The organism is Streptomyces sp. NPDC030165 (assembly GCF_055573595.1).
Genome location: NZ_JBVIBD010000017.1, coordinates 1 through 21,464 on the forward strand (window position 1 = coordinate 1; position 21,464 = coordinate 21,464).

Genomic DNA, 21,464 nt, shown 5'->3' on the forward strand with positions numbered 1-21,464 from the left:
ACTCACTCCGCGCCACACACAAACCCACCAGCACACCCGGCCCCACACCCAACCCACGCAAAAACCGCGCCAGACGATTCGCCCGACCGTTCAACCCCCCATACGTCAACGAAACACCCTCGAACTCCACCGCCACCGCACCCGGAGAACCCGCCACCACCTCCTCGAACCACCCATGCACACACCGCTCCCCCGACACCCCGGACACACCGGACGCATTCCACTCCACCAACACCCGCCGACGCTCCGCAGCGTCGAGCAAACTCAGTCGGGAGATCTTCGTCTCCGGTTCGGCGGTGACGGCGGTGAGGAGGGTGGTGTAGTGGCCTATGAAGCGCTGGATCGTTTCCCGGTCGTAGAGATCGGTGTTGTATTCGATGACACCTGTCAGGCCTTCGGGTGCCTCCCGGAGTTCGAGGGTGACGTCGAATTTGGTGATGTCGAAGTCGAAGTCGACGAGGGACACGTCGACCTCGCCGAGCTTCGACTCACGCCCGGTGCGCTCCTCCTGGAGAACGAACATCGTCTGGAATACAGGTGAGTGGGCCAGGCTGCGTTCCGCCTGGAGGGATTCCACCACGGCCTCGAAGGGCACGTCCTGGTGGGCGAACGCCTCCAGTGCGGTCTTCTTCACCCGGGCCAGGAGTTCGGGGAATGCCGGGTCGTCCGAGACGTCGGTACGCATCACGAGGGTGTTGGCGAACAGGCCGATGAGATTCTCGACCTCGATACGGTTGCGGTTCGCGACGACCGTGCCGACCGCGATGTCGGTCTGCTGGGTGTAGCGGTGCAGGACGACGGTGTAGGCGGCGAGCAGCGTCATGTACAGGGTGACGTCGTACCGCTCGCTGAGACCGCGCAGGCTCTTCAACAGCTCCGGCGGGCAGGTGAAGGTCTCGTGGGAGCCCTGGTACGTCTTGACCGCAGGACGCTCGCGGTCGGTGGGCAGGCTCAGCCGCGGGTCGACGCCGGCGAGTTGCCGCTTCCAGTAGGCGACCTGGCGTGCCTGCACCTCGTTGCCGAGCCACTGGCGCTGCCAGTCGGCGTAGTCCGCGTACTGGACGGGCAGCGGTTCCAGCGGCGCGGCGCCGCCTGCACCGCCCGTGCCGCCCTCGCGGTACGCCTCGTAGAACGCGGCCGTGTCACGGAAGAACACACCGACCGACCAGCCGTCGGACACGCTGTGGTGCATCGTCACCAGTAGGACGTGCTCCTGCTCGGACCGGCGCAGCAGCCGGACCCGGATCAGCGGGTCGTGTTCGAGGTCGAAGGGGGCGACCGCTTCCCGTTCGCAGATCAGGGGCAGTTGCGCCGGGTCCGCCAGGTCCTCCTCGCGGACCGTGAAGTCCGAGCCGTCGCCGATGTGCTGGTACGGCACGCCGTCGTGGCTCACCAGGCGGGTGCGCAGCACCTCGTGGCGCTGGACCACCGCTTCGAGCGCGCGGATCAGCGCGTCGCGGTCCAGGCGGCCGCGCAGCCGCACCGCCATGGGGATGTTGTAGTACGCGCTCGTTCCGTCCAGTTGCGCCAGGAACCACAGGCGCCGCTGGGCGAAGGACAGGTGCAGCGGGGTGTCCGCCGAGCGGGGCAGCCGCGGGACGACGTCGAAGGCGGAGACGTCGACGCCCTGCTTCTTGAGCAGTGCGAGCAGGGCGCGCTGCCGCTTGGCGGGCATGGACCGGAACTTCCGGACCGGGTCCAGCTCGCCGCCCTGATGGAGGGTGTCCATCATCCGTCCCCTTTGCCTAGTTCTCGGTGACCAGAGCGTCGAGCTCTTCGTCGTCCATGCTTTCGACGAGGGCGATGCTCTTGAGGATGTCGTCCGCCGGCCGCGTGCCGGCGGGTCCGGCCGGTGTACGGCGCTCCAGTTCCGCTGCCATCTCGGCGAGCCGGGGAGCGTCGAAGACGGCCCGGACGGGCAGTTCCACGCCGGTCTGCTGCTTCAGCAGATTGATCAGACGGCCCGCCAGGAGGGAGTTGCCGCCGAAGGAGAAGAAGCTGCTCTTCCCGTCGAGCTGGTCGGCCGCGACGCCCAGCACTTCCGCCCAGGCCGCGGCCACGGTGTGCCGGGCGCCGGTGTGCCGGGGGTCTGTCTGTGCTCGCCCGGGCTGCGCGGTGCTGCCCGGCAGGCCGGAGACGGCTCCGGACGGGGCGGTGGTGTCGCTGCCCGAAGGGGCCGGGTGGGCGGCCGGTACGGGTCCGGCCCAGTGGCTCTCCGCCGCGAAGGCGGTGGCCGGGACCGGCGCCAGGCGCCGGCGCGCCGGGTGGAGCCCGTGCCACGGCACCTTGGCGCCGCACACCCACAGCTCGGCGAGGCGTTCCAGGTCACCGTCCTCGATGAGCGCGGCGAGGAACGCCTCGCCCCGGCGCCCGTGGAGCACCGCGCCCAGCGGACCTGCGTTGTCCTCGGCGTTGCCGCGGTGCGCCGGGACGGCCGCCGTGGTGACCGCTCCGTCCGGGGCCGCGGATCCGCAGTCCTGGGCGAGCTGGTACGCCAGCGCCTCCCGCAGTTCCTCCCGGGTGCGCGCGACCACGGCGAGCCGTTCGGGTTGTGCCTCACGGCCCAGCTGTGTGGTGTACGCGATGTCCGCCAGGGAGGTCGTGTCGTCGCGCTCCAGGAAGCCGTGCAGGCGCTGTACTGCCGTACGCAGCCGCTCGGAGTCCCTGGCGGACAGCAGCACCAGTTGGGGCCGGGTGTCCTGGACGTCGGGCGGGGCCGCCGCGGCCTGCGGCGGCTCCTCGATGACCAGGCTGACGTGGCTCCCGCCGGCCGCCACCGAGTTGACGAGCGCCCGGCGCGGCACCGGGCGGCCGTCCGTGCCGGCCGTACCGCCGGGCTCCCAGGCCGTCGGCCGGTCGCACAGCCGCAGGGGCGTGCCGTCGAGGTCCAGGTCGGGGTTGGGGCTGCCGGCCGCGACGAGGGGCGCCAGCTGCCCGTGCCGCAGCTGCAGGACGACCTTGGTGAGCTGGGCGATGCCGGAGGCCGCCTCGGGGTGCCCCAGGTTCGACTTCACGCTGCCGAGCGCCACCGGCCCGGCCACGCCGCCGAACACCTCCCGCAGGGCACGGAACTCGACCGCGTCGGCCAGCGGGGAGCCGTTGGCCGCGGCCTCGACGTATCCGACGGACCCGGGTTCGACGCCTGCCCGCTCCAGCGCCTGCCGCATGACCTTCACCTGCGTGCGGTGGCTCGGTGACATGAACCCGCTGGCCCGGCCGCTGTGCGTCGAGGCGGTGCCCTTGATGACGGCGTGCACCGTGTCGCCGTCGCGCAGCGCCGCGTCCAGGGGCTTGAGCAGCACGGCACCGACGGCCTCGGCGGGCAGGTAGCCGTCGCCGTCGCGGAAACTGCGGCTGCCCGGGTGGCTGCCGAGCAGCTGCAGCTCGGACAGGGCCAGGTACTTGTCCGGGTGGACGTTGAGGTTCACGCCGCCGGCGACGGCCAGTTCGGTCTCCCCGCGCCGCAGGTCGGCGCAGGCGAGGTGCACGGCCATGGCGGACGACGTGCACATGCTGTCCACGGCCAGGCTGGGCCCTTCCAGCCCGAAGAAGTACGAGACGCCGTTGGCGATCAGGTTGTACGACGCCGCCGCGGTGACCGCCGCGAGCGCCGGGTCCGACGCGTCCGCCCGGTACATCTGGTAGGCCGCCCCGACGTACACACCGACGCGCCGCCCGTAGCGCCGCTCGATGGCGTCCTGGGTCACGCCGCTCTGCTCCAGAAGGTGCCAGACGGTCTCCAGGAAGAGGCGCTGCTGCGGGTCCATCGCCTTGGCGTCGCGGGGCGAGATCCCGAAGTGCAGCGGGTCGAACCGGTCGATACCGTCGAGGAACCCGCCCCACTGGCGGGCACCCGCGCCGGAGGTGTCCCAGCGGTCGGCCGGCACCTCGGTCACACAGTCCTTGCCGTCCCGCAGGTGCGTCCAGAGCGTGTCGAGGTCGTCGGCCTGCGGGTACCGCCCGCTGACGCCGATGATCGCGATGTCCCCGACGGTACGGTGCGCGGCGGCCTGCTCCGTGGCCATGGGACGAGAGGCCGCACGAGGCGGGGCAGGGGCGGGTGAAGCGGTCGGGGCCGGGGGCTGTGTGACGGGGGCGAGCGGGGGCACGGGGGCTTCAGCCTTTGCGGTACCTCCGGGCGTTCCGGTCGATCCGGTCGGCTCGGCCGCTGCCCGCTCCGCGGGCTCGCCGAGCAGCGTGCGCAGGGCCTGCGGGTGTTCGGCCGCGAAGTGCTCGGCCAGCTCACGGACCGTCTGCACCTCGAAGAGCAGGGTGCGGGACAACGGGCCGAACGTCTCCTCCAGCTGGGCGGTCACGCTCACCGCAAGAACGGAGTCCATGCCGTACCGGTCCAGCGGCGTTTCGACGTCCAGGCGCTCGGGCCCCACCTTCAGGACCGCCGCCAGCAGCCGGCGCAGGTGCCCTACCGACCGGTCCGCCAGCTCCCGGTCCGGTCCGGGACGGGAAACCGGTACGGATGCGGGGGCGGATACCGCGGCAGGTGCTGACGCGGCATCGCTTCCTCGCTCCGAGCTTCCGCGCTCGGAGCTTCCGTACTCGAAGCGTCCGTGCTCGAAGCGTCCGTGCTCGGAAGTGTGCGCGCCGAGCCGGGACAGCACGGTGCCGCGGCCGCCCACGACGACGAGCAGCCTGCCCTCCGTGAGGTCGTTGTCGCGCGGGGCCAGGGCACAGCGCAGGGCCGTCAGCCCGCGTGCGGTGTCCAGGGTGGCGAGACCCGCTTCGCGCAGGTTCTCCCTGACCGTCTCGTCCCCCATGCCGCCCTCGTCCCAGAGCGGCCAGTTGACGGACACGGTCCGGCCGCTGCGCAGGCCCGTGTCGACGAGGAGGTTGCGGTGGGCCGCGTAGGCGTCCATGAACGCGTTGGCCGCGGCGTAGTCCGCCTGCCCTGCGCTGCCGAACGCGCCGGAGATCGAGGAGAAGCAGACGAACGTGTCCAGCGGCTGGTCCCGGCTCAGCTCGTCGAGATGGACCAGCCCGGCCACCTTGGGCGCGAGGACCCGCCGCAGTTCCTCGGAGGTCTTGCGGAGGATGAGTTTGTCATCGACGATGCCGGCGCTGTGCACGATGCCGGTCAGCGGGCCGTGGTTGTCGGCGATGTGCGCCAGTACGCGGGCGACCGAAGCGCGATCGGCCACGTCGGCGCGCTGGTAGTCCACGGTCAGCCCGGCCGCGCGCAGCGCCTGCAATGCGTTCCGCTTCGCGCCGTCGAGCGGTGACCGGCCGGTCAGCACCACGGTGGCGTGTCCGGTGGACGCGGCGATCTCCTGCGCCACGATCCGGCCGAGACCTCCGGCGCCTCCGGTGACGAGGTAGACGCCGTCCTCCTTCCACGGCACGGCGGCGGGCCGGCCCGCGGGGATCTCCTCCAGGCGGCCGACATGCCGCCGGCCGTTTCGGTGCCGTACCTCCGGTTCGGCGCCGGATTCCGCCTCGGACATCAGCCGGGCGGCGACCGTGACCGGTGAGCTGCCGTCGAGGCACTCCACGTACTGCGTGTGCAGGAGCGGGTTCTCCAGGCGGGCCGTCTTGAGCAGTCCCGCCAGGCCGCCGAAGCAGGCGAGACGGTCCCGCTCGGCGGCGTCCACGCCGGTGCCGCCGACCACCGCGACCTGGAGCAGCGTGGGCCGTCGCGGACCGCCTTCGAGTACATCGCGTACGAGCGTGAACAGGCGCGCCGCGGCCTCGGTGTACCGGGCGTCCAGCGAACCGTCGGCCGGTACCGCGACGTGCAGGTGAACGCCGTCCGGCAGTGCCGCACGCAGGGCGTCCTGATCCTCCGCCGTGAGGTGCCCGACGGCCATCACATGGTGTTCCGCGAAACCGTCCGCGGGGATCCGCTTCTCACCGTGCGCGGACTCCTGCCCGACCCACACGGGGCGCAGCAGGATGAGTTCGTCGGGCTCTTCCCCGACTCCGCCCGGCCGGTGGGCAGCCGTGACCGGTTCGTCCGGCGCCGGGGACGGTGCGAGCGGCAGCACGGCCGCGTCGTCCGCGTCGAGGTCGATCCAGCACCGGTCACCGGCGAAGGGGTAGCCGGGCAGGCTGATGCGCCGGGCGGGCGGGCCCGCGGGGTGCAGCGTCTCCCACTCCACGGCGGCGCCGTCGGCCCACAGGTCCAGGAGCCCGCCGTACACGCCGCGCCCGGTCCAGTCCGCCACGGCCGCCCGCACGGTGTCGTCCGCGCCGGCCGGCTGCTCCCGGCGCCTGCGGGCCGTGCCCCGTGCCCACGCGCCCGGCCGTCGCGGGTCGGCGAGGAAGGACTCCAGCCGCTGCCTGGCGTCGTCGAGCGAGGTCGCGGCGAAGGCCAGCCGCTCCTCCAGCGCCATCCGGCCGACCTGGAGGGTCCATGCGACGTCGTGCAGTACGTCGTCGGTCAGCTCCGCAAGGCGGACGAGCAGCCGTCGGGCCTGTTCCGCGAGCTGGCCCTCGCTCTGCGCGGAGAGCACGAACAGCGCGGGGCGACCGCTCCGGGCGGACGGAAGCGCGGCAGACGGCAGCGCGGCCGGGGCCGGGAGCGAGTCCGGGATCCCGGCGTGGGCCCGGGCCTCGTATTCCGCGATGATCACATGGGCGTTGGAACCCCCCGCGCCGAAACCGGACACCCCCGCGATCCGGGGAACGGTCCGGCGCTCGCCGTCGATCTCCAGTGTGGGCCGGTGCCATGGTTCCAGGCGCCGCTGCACCCGCACAGGGGCGCGGTCGAAGTCGATGCGCGGGTTGAGCGTGTCCGCGTGCAGACTGGGCACCAGCTCGCCGTGCCGCATCTGGAGGAGCACCTTGGTCAGGCCCGCGATGCCGGCCGCGCTCTCGCAGTGCCCGATGTTCGACTTCACCGAGCCGACCGGGCAGTTCTCCGGAAGTGCGCCCCGCCCCTGGAAGGCCCGCGTCAGACCGGCGATCTCCAGCGGGTCCCCGAGCGCCGTGCCGGTGCCGTGCGCCTCCAGGTAGCTCAGTGCCCGCGGATCGACACCGGCGCTCCTGAGCGCCTCGGCGATGACCTCGCCCTGTGCCGCCGCCGAAGGCACCGAGTAACCGGATGTCCGGCCGCCGTGATTGAGCGCGGTTCCCTTGATCACACCGTGGATGTGATCGCCGTCGGCCTCCGCCCGCGCCAGCGGCTTGAGTACCACGGCGCCGACGCCCTCACCGGGCACATAACCGTCGCCGCCCTCACCGAAGCTGCGGCAGCGCCCGTCGCTGGACAGGAATCGGCGCTGACTGAGCAGCACGTACTTGTTCGGGTGCGAGCTGATGTTGACCCCACCGACGAGCGCCGTCCCGCACTGGCCGCTCTTGATGGCCTCGCAGGCCAGGTGCAGGGCGGTCAGCGAGGACGAGCACATGGTGTCCACGGCGATGCTGGGGCCGTTGAAGTCGTAGAAGTACGACACCCGGTTGGCGATGGTGGAGGCGCTGCCCGACAGCGCGAGCGCCCGGCCGCGCTCCTGCGCCTGCGCGCCGTACAGCTGGTAGTCCTGGTACATCACGCCGACGAAGACGCCCACCTTGCCCGACGGCGCGACGGAGGCGGCGGCACCGTCCGGATCGGCCGCGGCGCGGGCCAGCAGTTCGCCGGTGTACCCGGCGTCCTCCAGCGCGTGGTGGGCGCATTGGAGGAACAGCCGCTCCTGGGGGTCGAGGTACTCCGCCTCGTGGTGCGAGATGTGGAAGAACAGCGGGTCGAAACGGTCGATGCCGTCGAGAAAGCCGCCCCACCGGCCCGTGGAGGAGCCGCCGATGTCGGCGTACCGGCGGTGGTCCCAGCGTTCCGCCGGCACCTCGCGGATGCAGTCACGGCCCGAGCGGAGGTTCTGCCAGAACTCGCCGAGATCCGCCGCTTCGGGGTAGCGGCCGCTCATGCCGACGATCGCGATGTCGGTGACGGGGGTGGACGGGGTGGCGGCGCCGGGGTGGGCGGTCGCGGGCCGGGGCGCGGCCGACGCGTTCTGTGGCGGCGTGGCCGGGGCGGCGGCCGCCGGGCTCGCGTGCGGGGTACGGTCCGCGGTCTCCGGGGTGTCCGCCAAGGCCCGCGTGCTCAGTCCGGTCAGGTCGGCGCACAGCCGGCCACGCTCGTCGAACACGGTGACGTCCAGCCGTGCGGAGGCCGCCCGGGCATCGCTCCCCTGCTGATGCCGGACCCAGGCGTACGCCCGTTCCCCGGTGGCGGCGAGCGCTTCCACATGGCGCAGGGCGAACGGCAGGGCAGCGCGCGCCGGCCGGCCGGCCGCCCCTTCCGGCGTCAGCCACAGCCCGATGGTGGCCTGCAGAGCACCGTCCATGACGCTCGGGTGCAGCGGACAGTCGTCCAGCCGCTCCGCCGCGCCGGGCAGCCGGAGCTCCGCGAGCACCTGCGCCCGCCCTGCCTCGTCCGTGCCCATGTGCAAGGCGGCCAGGGACCGCTGTGCCGGGCCGTAGTCCATGCCGACCCGGGCGTACAGCTCGTACACGTCCGCGGCGGGGACGACCCGTTCGGCACAGAACGCGCGCAACTCCTCCAGCGGCGGCAGGACGCGTACGCCGGTGTCCTGGAGGCTCGCACGTCCTTGGCTGCACAGTGTGCGCTCCCCGTCGTCACCGACGCGGTGGATCGCGTACTCCCAGCCGTACCCGGGCAGCGCACGAACGTTCACGCGCACGTCCAGCCCGTCCGGACCGCAGGTCGCCGGGCGCAGCCACACCACGTCGTCGAGCCGGACACGTCCCGGGGCCCCCGCGTCCAGGGTGCTCGCGACTGCCGCCCGCGCCATCTCCAGCTGTACGACGGCGGGGAGAACGCGGTCGCCGCGGACCTGGTGGTCCCGCAGGAAGGGTTCGTCGCCGGTGAACCGTGTTCGGTAAGCGGTGCCGTCGTCGTCCGGTACGGCGCTGTGCAGCATCGGGTGCGGGCGGGTCTCCGGGGAGCGCGCGGCGGAGGTGTCGGGGTCCGCCGGCTGCTCGTGCGCGGTGCCGGCCAGGTGCGCGGCGAGCGCCTGCACCGTGCGGTACTCGGCGAAGACAGCGGGGGTGAGCGCCGTCGCGTACCGGTCGTTCAGCCGGGCTGCCAGGTGAGCGAGGCCGGTCCGGTCGAAGCCGAACTCCTCGAACTCGGCGTACGGGTCCACCTCCGCGACCGGCACCTCCAGTACGGCGGACACGTCGTCGGCCAGCGCGGCGCGGACGGTCGCCACGGACGGCCCCTCCTCCGTGGTACGTGCCACCGCCTCCGGAGTCGCGGCAGCGCGTACGGCCGTCCCGCGCCGCTCGGCCACGTACTCCGCGAGCCACGCCGCGACATCGGCGATGGACCGGTACTCGAACATCAGCGTCGGGGACAGCGGCACCGCCAGCCTGTCCTCCAGGTCAGGCACCAGGGACACCAGGTCCGCCGAGGCAAGCCCCAGCTCGTAGAAGCCGCCGTGCAGGTCGATCTGCGCCGCGGGGACCTCCAGGCGCGCCGCGATCAGTTCCCGCAGCAGGTCCGCGAGGGCGGAGCCGGTGGCGGGGGTGGTCGGCGCGGTGCTGGTGGGGGTGGCGGTCATGGCTGGTGCGGTGGCCGAAGACGCCGTGCCGGCGTCAGCACCGGCCCGGGGCTGCGTCCCGGCCGCAATGCCCGGGCCAGGCTCCGTCTCCGGCACCGCACCCGGAACCCTGCCCGCGCCCGCGTCCCCGAGCCCACCGCCCCTGCCCGGCCCGCCCGCGTCCGGTCCACTGCGGACATCGAGGGCCGACTCGGCCCGTACCCGTTTGGCCACGAGCCGGCCCACCTCGGCGATCTTGGCCCCGGTCTCGTCGTAGAACTCCACCGCCAGCCGCATCAGTTCGTCGTCCCGGTGTGCCGACGCCGCCGGCACCCTGACGTAGCAGCGCCTGCCGAGGGGCGCTGCCGCCCGGAACGACTCGAACACCAGCGGCAGGTAGAGCTCCTGGCGGCCCTCGCCCTCGCTGCTTTCGCGCAGCATGTGCATCCCCATGCTGCCGCCGAGCAGTCCGGCCTCGAAGAGCGCCGGGTGGAAGAGGAAACCGTCCGCGCTGTCGTGGTGGGCCGGGTCGAGCTCCAGCTCGGTGATCCGGTCGTCGCGGCGCTGGTGTACGACGCCGCAGGCCTTCATCAGGCCGGAGTGCACCAGTTCGTGCTCCCGGAGCCAGGTGTGGAGGTCGGCCAGCGGGGTGCGCCGCTCCACCGCGCCGAGCGGGAGCGGAAGGCGGTCGTGGAACAGCGGCGGGTCGTGCCGGTGCGCTGCGGCGACCGCGTGCAGGACGTCCACGGTGTCCTGCGGGCGTCGGCTGCGCACTTCGATCCGCAGGCCTCCCGTCGGTGCGGGGCGCCCGGTCACGGTGGTCAGCACCCGCTCGCCGGGGGCGGCGACCAGCGGCGCGAGGATGGTGAGATTGCGCAGCTCGACGTCGCGTACGGCGTGGCCGTGCCGGGCGAGGACCTGGAGCACGAGGTCCACGTAGCCGACGCCGGGCATGAGGTGGCGCCCGTACACGACGTGCCCGTGCAGGAGCGGGTTGTCGGCGGTGACGGTGAAGGTCTCTTCGAACGTCGGCGATTCGGTCATCTCTATCCATCCAGAACAGCGTGGAACCGGCGGTGGAGCCCGGCACCGGCCCGACACCGGGCCAGCCTGGGAAAACTGCCGGAGCCATGGGAAAACTCCGGGTGCAGAAGAAATGGTTCAGCGCGCGGATGGACATACAAAACGAATCTGCCGACTCGCTGTGAGACACGCATGGCTATGCGCCCTCGTCGAGAAGGAGATCACGCGCGCAGGGCACCGCGAAGCCCTGGACGCCACAGAAGTAAAGGGAAAGCGGCACGACAGTGAAGAACCGTCGGCAAACCGCTATAACTCACCGAAAAGCATTGCGTCTCCCCCCGCAACTCCCCCGTCGCAGGCGGGCCCCGGCTCACATCGCCGCTGGACCGCCGCGGCTGGGACCGGTGCTCATCCGCACTCGTCCCTGCCGCCGTCGGTCACGCTATCGAAGATCAATAGACGGATCAATACACAGAGCGTGATGCCGTCGTCACACTCCAAGGATTGCCTGGAAGTGAGCCTCTGACGGCACGGCAATCACCCGATTTCTACGCCTTCCGCGCCGTACGCACACACGGACAAATGCCACCGGCGCTGTTCTGTGGACGCATGGTGTGGGAAAGTCTGACCGTGTTCGCCGAAATGCGGGTCGCCCGACGGTGGCCCGCACAAAGCGGGGAACCACGGACCGCCGTATCGTTCGGTTCGGCCCCGCGGCGCCCGCTTCTGCCGGGCCACTCGCCGTCACGTCCCCGATTCACCGCGGTGCGGTCATCCGCGTACGCCTCGGCCCACCGTACGAGCCGAAAAACCGGGCGGCCGGAGATTCCCGACGGGACCGGATGAGCGCCGGTCACCCGGCTCACCCCGCTCCCGTGACGGCGTGACACCAAGCACCCCGCCCCGGCTCACTCCCCCTCCCGGCCCGTCTCGCACATCCTCACGCCTCACACCACCCCACACACCCCACCTCGCCACCACACACGACAGGAGCAACACGTGCGGATCGAAGGAAGCGTCGCGCTGGTCACCGGCGGATCGTCCGGCCTCGGCCTGGCGACGGTGCGCGAACTACGCGACCGGGGCGCGAGCGTGGTCATCCTCGGCCGTTCGGCACGCGGCAAGGACGTCGCCGCGGAACTGGGCGAGCGCGTCGTCTTCTCCCCCGGGGACGTGACCAGCGAGGAGGACGTCACCGCGGCGATCGGGATCGCCGGGGACCTCGGCACACTCCGCATCGCCGTGAACTGCGCCGGCATCGGCAACGCGTTCAAGACCACCGGCAAGAACGGCCCTTTCCCCCTGGAAGCGTTCAGCAAGGTCGTCCAGGTCAACCTGATCGGCAGCTTCAACGTCACCCGCCTCGCCGCGACGGCCATGAGCCGTACGGAGGCGGCGGACGGCGGGGAACGGGGCGTCATCGTCAACACCGCGTCCATCGCCGCCTTCGACGGGCAGGTCGGCCAAGCCGCCTACGCGGCCTCCAAGGGAGGCATCGTGGGCATGACCCTGCCGATCGCCCGGGACCTGGCCTCGTCGGGAATCCGCGTGATGACCGTCGCACCGGGGCTGTTCCACACCCCGATGTTCGACGTGTTCCCCGACTCCGCCGTCGAGGCGCTCGGCCGGCAGGTACCCCACCCGTCACGGCTCGGCGACCCCGCGGAATTCGCCTCGCTCGTCGCCCACATCGCGGAGAACCCGATGCTCAACGGCGAGACCATCCGCCTCGACGGCGCCCTGCGGATGCCTCCCCGGTGACCGGAACGGCGGGACCGGGCCCCGGCCTGGGCCGGGACGGAGCCCTTCGAACCCGGGCGAGGCCCGTCAAGGTCGGGTCGGAGCGGGTCCTGGCCGGGGGCCGGTCCGGGCTCAGGGAGCCGGTCCGGGCCCGCCCCGGCCCCTTCACACCCGACGACTCCGGCAAGCGCCTTCGCCCCCGTACGACCGCCGGCGCTCCTACCCCTTTGCCCACTCAGGCTCAGCCACAACCTCCAGCACCGCGCAGCCGAAGGTGAACCCCTGCCCGAGACCGGACAGCACGACCTTGTCACCCGGCCCGACGGCCTTGGTCTCCAGCAGGTGCGCGAGTCCGGCGATCTGGTCGCCGGCGCCCAGGTGGCCGAGTTCACGCCCGTACTCCCACGTCGTCTGTGCGATGTCGACGCCGAAGTCCCGCTTGACCGCGTCCCAGTCGACCACCGACCGCCCGGCGACCGGATACACGAACCGGGCGACGTCCTGGAGCCGGACGCCCGCTTCGCCCATCGCCTCCTCCATCGCCGCGCGCTGGCCGGCGGCGATGGAAGCGGCCAGCTCCGGCACGTTCGCACCGGTGCTGAGGTACTCCCTGAGGCGCTGGCGCATGTCGATCGGCCACCCGTGCTCTCCCGAGACGGTGGCCCACGGCCGTGTGCCCCGGTAGGCGCCCTCGTGGGTGGTGTCGGCGATCACCACCGAGGACAGCAGCCGGGCCACGCCCGAGCCACGCGTCAGCACCAGCGCGGTGGCACCGTCACCCCGCGGTCCTCCCTTGTCCGAACGGAACCGGTCGAACATCGGCAGGTGGTACTTGTCGCTGGTGGTGATCAGCGCGGCGCCGGGCGCCGGCCGGGCCGCCACGTGCGCCGCGACCAGGTCGATCGCGCCCATGCCACCGTTGGACGCCTGGTGCAGCTGCAGCGCTGAGGCCCGCCCGCCGACCGTACGTGCCTGGACGTACGCCGCCGGGGACCAGTGGTCCAGCCCCTGGAATCCGGAGCTGGTGACGTGCGCGACGAGCGTGAAGTCCTCATGGGCGACGCGGCTACGGCTCAGGGCGAGCCGCGCGGCCTCCACCGCCATGTCCGCGTGACTGGTGTCGTCCACGACGCTGACGCTGAGCAGGTCGTCGGCCTCGCACTCCGCGGCGTCGTAACGCCCTTCGGCCACGGCCTGCCGTACGGACTCCCGGCGCCCCGGCCGCACCGCTGCCGCATCGACGTAGACGTCGTTCCAACGCATCTTCGCTTCTCCCTGCTCGCCCCGGCCGGGGACTGCGGCCGCGGAAACGAAGGAAGCGCGAAGCGGACGGCCCGTCGACGCGGTACGTACCGCACGGCGGACGCGTCACCCAGCCGATCTATTGATCAGCGAACTCCCCCGACCCGCGGCGTCCTCGGCGCACATACGCCTCAACCCAGGCATGTATCAGGTGTGTTCGGACACCTCGCCCCGCCACACCCCTTGATCGTTCCGTAACGTAACACGCGCCCCGGCGGGTTGGCAGCCCACCGCGATCACGAGCGGCGCACGCCCGCAAGGGCCTGAACGGGCCAGATCCGGACGTCAGGGACACCCCAGTTCCTCGTGCCGCGAAGCAATCGCCCAACCACTGTCACTGCCCGTCGTCGGTGGGCCGGCGTAGCGGCATCCGCACTCACACATGCACCGGCCAGGACCCCGGAGCCCCGGAATGGACCGGCCACCCGGCCGAAGAACTTCCAGCCGGGCAGTCAGGCCGAGGGCGGCCCCCGTAAGTACGCCCGCCGATGACGACCCATCACCCACTACTTGGCATTTCTGGCACTTGCCCCCTTGAGCAGGAATACCGTGCGCAGCGAAGGAAAGAATCCCCTGCCGCCGCTGCCGGTATCGCCGGACGCACCGGTACCGCCGTGGGCCTCGTCAGCGGCGACGAGAGCGTACGCGCCGGCGAGGGTTTTCAGCGCCTTGCAGGACCGGCCCCCGTGTTTGGCCTTGCCGATCGCGGTGGCCTCGCGGGCGATGGCCCTGAGGAGTTCCTCACGCGCGACCGCCGCGGGCGCCTGGCGAGCGGTAGTCACCACCAGACCCGCTTCGGCCGGCTCGGTCTGCCGGCCGGCGAAGGTTTCACCGGCCTCTTCCGTGAGCGGCTTGGCCTTGGAGTCGGACTTCTTCTTGGCCATGCTGGTTCCTTCTCTTCTCACCTGGCGATGCTCGGCTCGTCGGCAGTCGCGTTACTGCGGAGGTTCAGGGCCCGCCTGCGGGTCCTGTCAGCGGGGCTTGTCGTTTCCCGGCGCGGCAGCGACGGCGGCAGCGTCGGTTACGAGGAGGAAATGCGTGGCGTTCCAGTCAGTCACGGTCGCGTATCCGGCCGTTCACCGGCCCACGGCTCGGACGCGCCCTCCACCCCAGGGATTCGCGGAGGTCACCAGCAGTTTTCCCAACCACCGGGATACCTATGCCTTCTCGCGCATTCCGTCCCCACCGAGAACGCACATCGGCCCGACGCATAGGGACACAGCGACGGACATGTTCGAGGCGACGAATGCTCCACCTGGGACGTACCTTTCGGATCGACCTGAAGCAATCCGAACAACACGCCCAGGGACTCTTGTTCGGCCGCCCCTTGACCTCAGGAAGAGAAGCCCGTGATGTATGGACGGCCCGCAGGCGTCCGGCCTGTCATGCCTCAGCACGACGGCGGCTCCCCGCCCCCTGACAGAGGGGGCGGGGAGCCGCCATTCGGCGTTCATCCAGCAAGAACACCGCGATCCGGCCCCTGAGGGGCCACCGCCCGGCTTCCCCGGTGGGCGGGCCGGCGGAAAAGCCGGAACGGACAGGGCCTCACTCAGTGCGGGCCCGGGACGTCAGAGCTTGGTGATGGTGAGCGTCCACGAACCGTCCGCGTGCGGGCCGACGCACGTGAACTCCTTGATGGGCCACGAGTGGCCGTCCTTCATGCACTCGTCCGAGCTGGGCTCCTTGTACTGATCATCGATCATGAACCCCGCGGGACGGGGAACATCGGCCTGGGCGGCTCCGGCAGCGAGACCGGAGAAGGCCAGCAGTCCGGCACCGACCATTGCTGCGCGCTGGAACTTGCGCATGTATCTCTCCCTTGCGTACGTGCATGGCGAGCAGGCGGAAAAGAGTGCATCCGCGCCTGCTCCGGTGATCATCTTCGGAAACCGGAGTCACGTTCCACTAACAGACGGCTAACGCGACGCACAGCAGCGCACTTGTCGCCGGCGGCCGTGGGCCAGGTCCGCACCGCGCTCGGCGAGGAGCTTGCGGAAGCCGTGGCGGAGCTTGTCGGCAGGCCGATGGGCGTAGGCGTCGTTGTACAGATCCACAGCATCCTTGCCGTAGACCGGTGAACAGGTCACCCAGTGGACGTTCTGGTCGTTGCCACCGCCGTTGTATCCGCCGGTGTTTCCCACGAGCTTCGGTCACCGGGAAGATGCCGTGGGGCTGCTGGGCAGCTGATGTCTTGTGACGGTACTGCGGCACGAATATGCGGTACTTCGACTTCACCTCCAGGGCACAGTGTCCGGCGGTCAGGACAATGTCCCGGGCCACGGGATCGGACGACGCTGCCCGTGCAGGAAGTGGCCGTGTGACCCACCGCCGACTCGCTGGAGAAGAATGTCCCCACCATCGGGTAGCCGTCGAAGTGCCGGCCCTCCTTGGTGCCGCCGCGGCGGACAGCGTCGCGTCAGGGGCCTCACCTCGCACGGCGTCGACAGGAATGGCCCGATCCATACGTTCCGCCGTCCAGAACTTCTCTTCCTCGCTCAGGCTCGGAACCGGTGAGGGAGGCTCAGAGGGCGTCGGCACCGATGTGGTGGGTGATGCAGTGGAGGTCCCGGAGGGCGTGGACTGGTCAGCAGTCGTGCGCGTGACGACCGGTGCCGCAGGTCTCGACGTGGCGGTGGACGACGGAGCGACCGTGCGTCTCTCCGGCACGGTTGGCGAGGCGGAGTGAGTGAGAGCAATGGCTGGGCCTGCGCCGGACATGCCCGCGCACAGCCCGAGTGCGAGAGCCGGGATCCATCTGGAACGGAACACGTGGCGTTCTTCTCTTGTCAGCCGGACGGGTCCGAAGCCCCCGGGAACCACACATCTGTCCGACTCGTGGAGCGATATCGTAAACGCCACAGCAGCGCCCGACAGGTACGGGAAGCCGGAAGAGAGACAGGCCAGGCGATGAAGCGACACCATGCGGCAGCCACCGCGGCACTCACCCTGCTGTGCGCTCTGGCGGCCGCTCCGGCTTCGGCAGCTTCCGCGACCGGTCCCCGGCCGCTGCCGTACGGCAGCACTCAGACCGTGCGCCCCGGTGACACATTGAAGGTCACCCTGAACTACGGATGGTCCGCCAACGGCGATCGCGTCATGTCCAAGGCGTTCACCGGGCTCGGAACCCTGCGGATGCATACGCCCGTAGCCACTGCCACCGTCACCGTCGCCTGCGGGACGAAACCAGGGGTGTATCCCGTCGGCATCGTCGGCCCCAAGGGGGACCCGAACCAGAAACCCGACCCCTGGGCCAAGGTCCGCGTGGAGCAGGTCGACGCCGTCGCACTGCGCGCCTGTCGCGCCAAGGTGAAACACCTGCCGCCGGTGAACCCCGAGGAGAAGTGGGGTGCTGACACGACGTGGCCCCAGTCGCCGTGGGATGTCCGCACCTTCCGGCCCGGTAGCCGGATCACGGTGACCGACAACGGCAACGAGGGGGCCGACGGGCTGATCACCCTGCACTCCCCGGCCTTCACCGGCAAGCCGGTGCTACGAGGAGCCCGCGCCGTGCTGACAGCGCCCGCGACGATCAAGTGCGGTCTCAAGCCCGGCGTGTACCCCGTGTACCAGCACAAGGCGATCACCGAGAAGGTCGAGGTCGAGCTGTGGGCCCGGTTGCGTATCGCCACCGACAGCCGGCAGGAAGCGGACGGCTGCCGTACGAGCGCCGGGAAGAAGACCGAGCGGGAAGCGCTCGCCTCGGCCGGTACTTCCGTCGGCGGCAGCGCTGTCGCCTGGGGTGGGGGTGGTGCCGGGCTCGCCGCGGCGGGCGGCGCCTTCTACGCCTTCCGGAAGCGCGGCGCACGGCGTACCGGAAGCTCCTGAGGTACCCAGCAGGGCCGATCGACCTCCGTTCCGGACCTGTCGCCGACCCGGTCAGCCGACGCTGCGCGAGGTCCGCGCCGATCGCGGCCCCGGCAGGCACGGAGCGGACGGAGGCAGGGGCTCTGGCTCGCCCCGGCCGATCAGGCGGGCTCAGGGAGACGTCGGCCTGTCCCCTCGGGGGCGCGCGGGCTGAGCGCGGACGGCAGGTACGGTCTCTTCACCTCCCTGGCGTCCAACCTGGTGCCGGGCGACACCAACCGCCTGTACGACGCCTTCGTCCGGGACCGGGCACACCGAGCTGATCACCACCGTCCAGAACACCGAGAGCCTGTCATCAGTGTGGGGCGGACCCATTTCCTCTCCGTGGACGGTCTCGGCACCACCGCGCTCTTCGACGGAGCCGGCAGGGTGTACGCGGTGCCCCTGCCGGCTGGTCCGTGACCTCGCACCAGCCCGCTCTCACCGGCCTCGACCAGCTCCCACCAGCCTCAACCACCCACAACTGGTCCCGACAATCTCAACCGGCCTCAATCCGGCCCTCAGACAGCAGTCCCGAATCGTTCCCACACGCGATGGCTGCCCAAGAGCCGCGTAATGCCCTCCAGGGTGGCGGGCCCGCTGTCACCGACCACGACGCCGGGTGCGTCCGTCGGGACGCCGGCCGTTGTGAGGACGGCATCGGCGCCTGACCAGCCGCCGATGGCCTTGCCGTGCCGGAAGGCCTCGGCCACCAGGAGTGCGACCCGCGGGTCGGTGGCGGCGGCCCGCTCGCCGGCCGGGCCGGCAGCCGCCTTGGCGTCCCGGGCGCCGAGGGCGTCCTTGCCCATGCCGGGTGTCCCGGCCACCAGGACGGCGTCGAACTCCACGGAGCGGGCGGTGACGTACGTACGCTGCACCGTGACGGCGCCGCCGCCGGAACCGAGCTGCCCGCCGGTCGGGGCGATGACCAGCGGGACCATGCCCGCGTCGAGCACGGTCTGCCGTACCGCGCGGACGCCGTCGAGGTCGCCGGCCGCGTCGGTGACGATGCCGATGATCCGGCCGTCCGTCGGCCAGACGGCGCCGACCTGGGACAGCGCGGGGCTGGGCTCCACCGGGGCGGCCGTCCCGGTCGGTTCGGGTGTCGGCAGGCCCAGGCCCGCGGCGACCTGTGCGCACAGCTCGGTGTCGATGTTGGCCAGGACCTTCAGGCCCCGTTCCTTGACGGCCTGCTCGTAGCACTTGCCGAGTTCGAAGGTGTACGCGCCGATGATGTGCTCGCGCTCCACCGGCGTCATGCTGAGCCAGAAACGGCGGGGCTGGCTGAAGTGGTCGTCGAAGGACTCCGGGGCCTGCCTGCCCTTTCTGCCCGCCGGCACCTCGACCGGCGTCTCGATGTACGCGCCGGTGTCCGCACCCGCCACGAACGGGCAGCCGCCGTCCAGCGAGTTGGGCCGGTACGGAGCGACGCCCCGGTGCACCGCCGTCTGGTGGAAGCCGTCCCGCAGCATGTCGTTGACGGGGGCGTGGGGACGGTTGATGGGCAGCTGGGGGAAGTTCGGCCCGCCCAGCCGGGTGATCTGGGTGTCCAGGTACGAGAAGAGCCGGCCGGCCAGCAGCGGGTCGTCGGTGACGTCGATACCGGGTACGAGGTGGCCGACGTGGAAGGCCACCTGCTCGGTCTCGGCGAAGAAGTTCGAAGGGTTGGCGTTGAGGGTCAGCAGGCCGATCGGCTGCACCGGGGCCAGTTCCTCGGGGACGATGTTCGTCGGGTCCAGCAGATCGATACCCTCGAACATCTGATCGGACGTGTCGGGGAAGGACTGGATGGCCAGCTCCCACTGCGGGAAGGCGCCGGCCTCGATCGCGTCGGCGAGGTCCCGGCGGTGGAAATCGGGGTCCACCCCGTTGATGATCTGCGCCTCTTCCCAGACCAGCGAGTGCACGCCCAGCTTCGGCTTCCAGTGGAACTTCACCAGGGTCGTCGCACCTGCGGCGTTGACCAGCCGGAAGGTGTGGACGCCGAAGCCCTCCATCATCCGGTAGGAGCGCGGGATGCCGCGGTCTGACATGTTCCACAGCGTGTGGTGGGTCGCCTCGGTGTGCAGGGTGACGAAGTCCCAGAACGTGTCGTGCGCGCTCTGCGCCTGGGGGATCTCCCGGTCGGGGTGCGGTTTGCCGGCGTGGATGATGTCCGGGAACTTGATCGCGTCCTGGATGAAGAAGACCGGGATGTTGTTGCCGACCAGGTCGAAGACGCCTTCGGAGGTGTAGAACTTCGTCGCGAAGCCGCGGGTGTCGCGCACGGTGTCGGACGAGCCCCGGGAGCCGAGGACCGTCGAGAACCGTACGAACACCGGCGTCTCCACGCCCTCGGCGAGGAACGCCGCCTTGGTGACGCCCGTCGCCGACCCGTACCCCTGGAACACGCCGTGCGCCGCCGCGCCGCGGGCATGCACCACACGCTCCGGGATGCGCTCGTGGTCGAAGTGCATGACCTTTTCCCGCAGGTGGTGGTCCTGCAGCAGCACCGGTCCACGAGGGCCGACCTTCAGGGAGTGGTCGGTGTCGTACAGCCGGGCGCCCTGGGCGGTCGTCAGGCGGTTGTCCCGCTGCGCGACGTCGGCCTGGTCCACCCCGGTGGCCTGCCCGGTCGGCGAGAACGTCTCGGGGCCACGCTGGTCCGGTTTGGGCGGCAGCGGGCCGCGTGGCTCGACCGGTTCGTCCACCGGTGGCGACTCCGGGCCGGGCTTCCCCGGGATGCCCTCTTCCGGCCCGTTCGTGCCCCGCAGGGCGCCGGTGACCTTGTCCGCGGCGTGTTTGAGCGGGTTGTCAGCGTCCATCGGCGGTTCTCCTTCGCGTCGAGCGGGCCGTCGGTGACGCCGGCACGTGGCCCGCGACGCGCGCAAACCGCTCGGCGGTGCAGCCGACGGCCGGCTGCCCAGCGCCCGCAGGGACCACGGAACGGAGCCTCACCGGACGGCACGCAAGCCGAGCACAGTCGAGCAGTGAACTTTTGTTCCACGCGTCGCCATGTGTGCCACGTACGCGCGGGATGTATCCCTGCCGTACGGCCAGTCGTGCGGCGGGGCGGTTGCATGGCGTGGACGGTCGTACGGTGCGGGACGTCGTGCGCTGCGGGCAGTCGTCCGGCGTGGACAGTCCCATGGCGCGGGCCTTCGTACGTATGTGGACAGACGTACGTTTACGGGCGGTCGTACAGCGAGGGCATCCCCCGGACGGCACCCGCTCCCCTACGGTCGGCGGCACCGACGGTCGGCGGCGCTACCCTGCCTCGCCCCGCCCGCACCGGCCGCCAGGCAGCCCACCGCCGCCGGGCTGTCCCCACCCAGCGGACTACTCCGACGGTTTACCCCGCCCGCTGGCTGCCGCGCCCGTCGTACCGCAGGGTCAACCCGGTGCTGGACGACAACGTCCCGCGCCCGCCGTAGGTTCTCCGTCGAAAGCCTCACCCGTGCCGGGAACCGACTCCCCGGCGGCTGCGGGTGCGGGTTGTACCGATCAAGGGGGAATGCCTGATGCGTGTGCGACATGCGGTGCTGACCATCGTCACGGCGGCGGCCGTCGCCGTCCCGGCGCTGCCGGCAGCGGCGAGCGAAGCGGCTCCGTCCCGGGCGACGCTGAAGATCAAGTGCCACACCAACTGGAAGAACCGCACCTCGGCGAACGTCTGGTGCGACGGTCACGGTCCGGCCCGGTACGGGGCGAGCATCCAGTGCAAGAAGGGCTCCCACGTCCGCCAGCTCAACTACGGGCCGGGCCCTTGGCAGGGTGATCGCCGAGGCATCAGCATGTACTGCCCCGGAGGCGGCTACAAGCGCGTCAAGCAGTGGGGCTGGCCCGCCTGACGGAGAACCGGTCGGCACCGACGAGAACAGCGGGTCCGTACACCGTGGCGGTGTACGGACCCGTCCGTCATGCACAAGCGCTGCGCGAACGACCGGCCGAGCGCATGCCACATGGCCGAAATCCGCGTCTGAGCGCCCGGGACAACCATGGGCCCTCTGGTCAAGCGCCTCGCCCGGCACTTAAGTACCTGACAGGCATGCACTACCG

The 21,464-nt window shown here is 71.2% G+C and carries 10 protein-coding genes; 3 read left to right on the forward strand and 7 right to left on the reverse strand.

Translation table 11 applies throughout. The features are described 5' to 3' along the window. Together ACZ4Z1_RS28335 and ACZ4Z1_RS28340 are read right to left on the reverse strand one after the other, a co-directional pair. Positions 1 to 1,729, reverse strand: a 1,729-nt coding sequence (locus tag ACZ4Z1_RS28335) for a condensation domain-containing protein (protein ID WP_468489471.1), incomplete at its 3' end; no start/stop codon positions are given. Between the two features lie 16 nt (positions 1,730 to 1,745). Beyond that, positions 1,746 to 10,562 (reverse strand): SDR family NAD(P)-dependent oxidoreductase, encoded by an 8,817-nt coding sequence (locus ACZ4Z1_RS28340; protein ID WP_468489472.1) that lies wholly within the window; start codon positions 10,560 to 10,562, stop codon positions 1,746 to 1,748. Between the two features lie 978 nt (positions 10,563 to 11,540). On the opposite strand from ACZ4Z1_RS28340, the gene ACZ4Z1_RS28345 reads away from it, so the two are divergent. Beyond that, positions 11,541 to 12,302, forward strand: coding sequence for a 3-hydroxyacyl-CoA dehydrogenase (locus tag ACZ4Z1_RS28345; protein WP_468489473.1), 762 nt, complete (start codon positions 11,541 to 11,543; stop codon positions 12,300 to 12,302). Positions 12,303 to 12,500: 198 nt separating this feature from the next. Here the strand turns inward: ACZ4Z1_RS28345 and ACZ4Z1_RS28350 are convergent, their stop codons facing one another. The 4 genes from ACZ4Z1_RS28350 to ACZ4Z1_RS28365 form a co-directional block, all read right to left on the reverse strand. After that, a complete protein-coding gene (locus ACZ4Z1_RS28350; RefSeq protein WP_468489474.1) occupies positions 12,501 to 13,544 on the reverse strand; it encodes a ketoacyl-ACP synthase III family protein in 1,044 nt (347 codons plus the stop codon). Positions 13,545 to 14,089: 545 nt separating this feature from the next. After that, complete coding sequence (locus tag ACZ4Z1_RS28355; protein WP_468489475.1) at positions 14,090 to 14,467, reverse strand: hypothetical protein; 378 nt, start codon at positions 14,465 to 14,467, stop codon at positions 14,090 to 14,092. Positions 14,468 to 15,151: 684 nt separating this feature from the next. Next, complete coding sequence (locus ACZ4Z1_RS28360) at positions 15,152 to 15,391, reverse strand: hypothetical protein (protein ID WP_468489476.1); 240 nt, start codon at positions 15,389 to 15,391, stop codon at positions 15,152 to 15,154. A 108-nt stretch (positions 15,392 to 15,499) separates the two neighbouring features. Continuing rightward, positions 15,500 to 15,724 (reverse strand): hypothetical protein, encoded by a 225-nt coding sequence (locus ACZ4Z1_RS28365; RefSeq protein ID WP_468489477.1) that lies wholly within the window; start codon positions 15,722 to 15,724, stop codon positions 15,500 to 15,502. Between the two features lie 766 nt (positions 15,725 to 16,490). Between ACZ4Z1_RS28365 and ACZ4Z1_RS28370 the strand changes: the two genes are divergently transcribed. Next, positions 16,491 to 17,408, forward strand: coding sequence for a hypothetical protein (locus ACZ4Z1_RS28370; protein ID WP_468489478.1), 918 nt, complete (start codon positions 16,491 to 16,493; stop codon positions 17,406 to 17,408). Positions 17,409 to 17,947: 539 nt separating this feature from the next. Here ACZ4Z1_RS28370 and ACZ4Z1_RS28375 read toward each other — a convergent pair. Next, positions 17,948 to 20,230: a catalase gene (locus ACZ4Z1_RS28375; protein WP_468489479.1), complete on the reverse strand. Its 2,283-nt coding sequence runs from the start codon at positions 20,228 to 20,230 to the stop codon at positions 17,948 to 17,950. A gap of 696 nt (positions 20,231 to 20,926) precedes the next feature. Between ACZ4Z1_RS28375 and ACZ4Z1_RS28380 the strand changes: the two genes are divergently transcribed. Next, a complete protein-coding gene (locus tag ACZ4Z1_RS28380; RefSeq protein ID WP_468489480.1) occupies positions 20,927 to 21,256 on the forward strand; it encodes a hypothetical protein in 330 nt (109 codons plus the stop codon). Positions 21,257 to 21,464: the final 208 nt, after the last annotated feature.

Excerpts from the sequence above, each read along its gene's own strand:
- ACZ4Z1_RS28340 (WP_468489472.1), bottom strand. The coding sequence starts at position 10,562 with ATGACCGAATCGCCGACGTTCGAAGAGACCTTCACCGTCACCGCCGAC.
- ACZ4Z1_RS28350 (WP_468489474.1), bottom strand. The coding sequence starts at position 13,544 with ATGCGTTGGAACGACGTCTACGTCGATGCGGCAGCGGTGCGGCCGGGG.
- ACZ4Z1_RS28355 (WP_468489475.1), bottom strand. The coding sequence starts at position 14,467 with ATGGCCAAGAAGAAGTCCGACTCCAAGGCCAAGCCGCTCACGGAAGAG.
- ACZ4Z1_RS28360 (WP_468489476.1), bottom strand. The coding sequence starts at position 15,391 with ATGCGCAAGTTCCAGCGCGCAGCAATGGTCGGTGCCGGACTGCTGGCC.
- ACZ4Z1_RS28370 (WP_468489478.1), top strand. The coding sequence starts at position 16,491 with ATGAAGCGACACCATGCGGCAGCCACCGCGGCACTCACCCTGCTGTGC.
- ACZ4Z1_RS28375 (WP_468489479.1), bottom strand. The coding sequence starts at position 20,230 with ATGGACGCTGACAACCCGCTCAAACACGCCGCGGACAAGGTCACCGGC.
- ACZ4Z1_RS28380 (WP_468489480.1), top strand. The coding sequence starts at position 20,927 with ATGCGTGTGCGACATGCGGTGCTGACCATCGTCACGGCGGCGGCCGTC.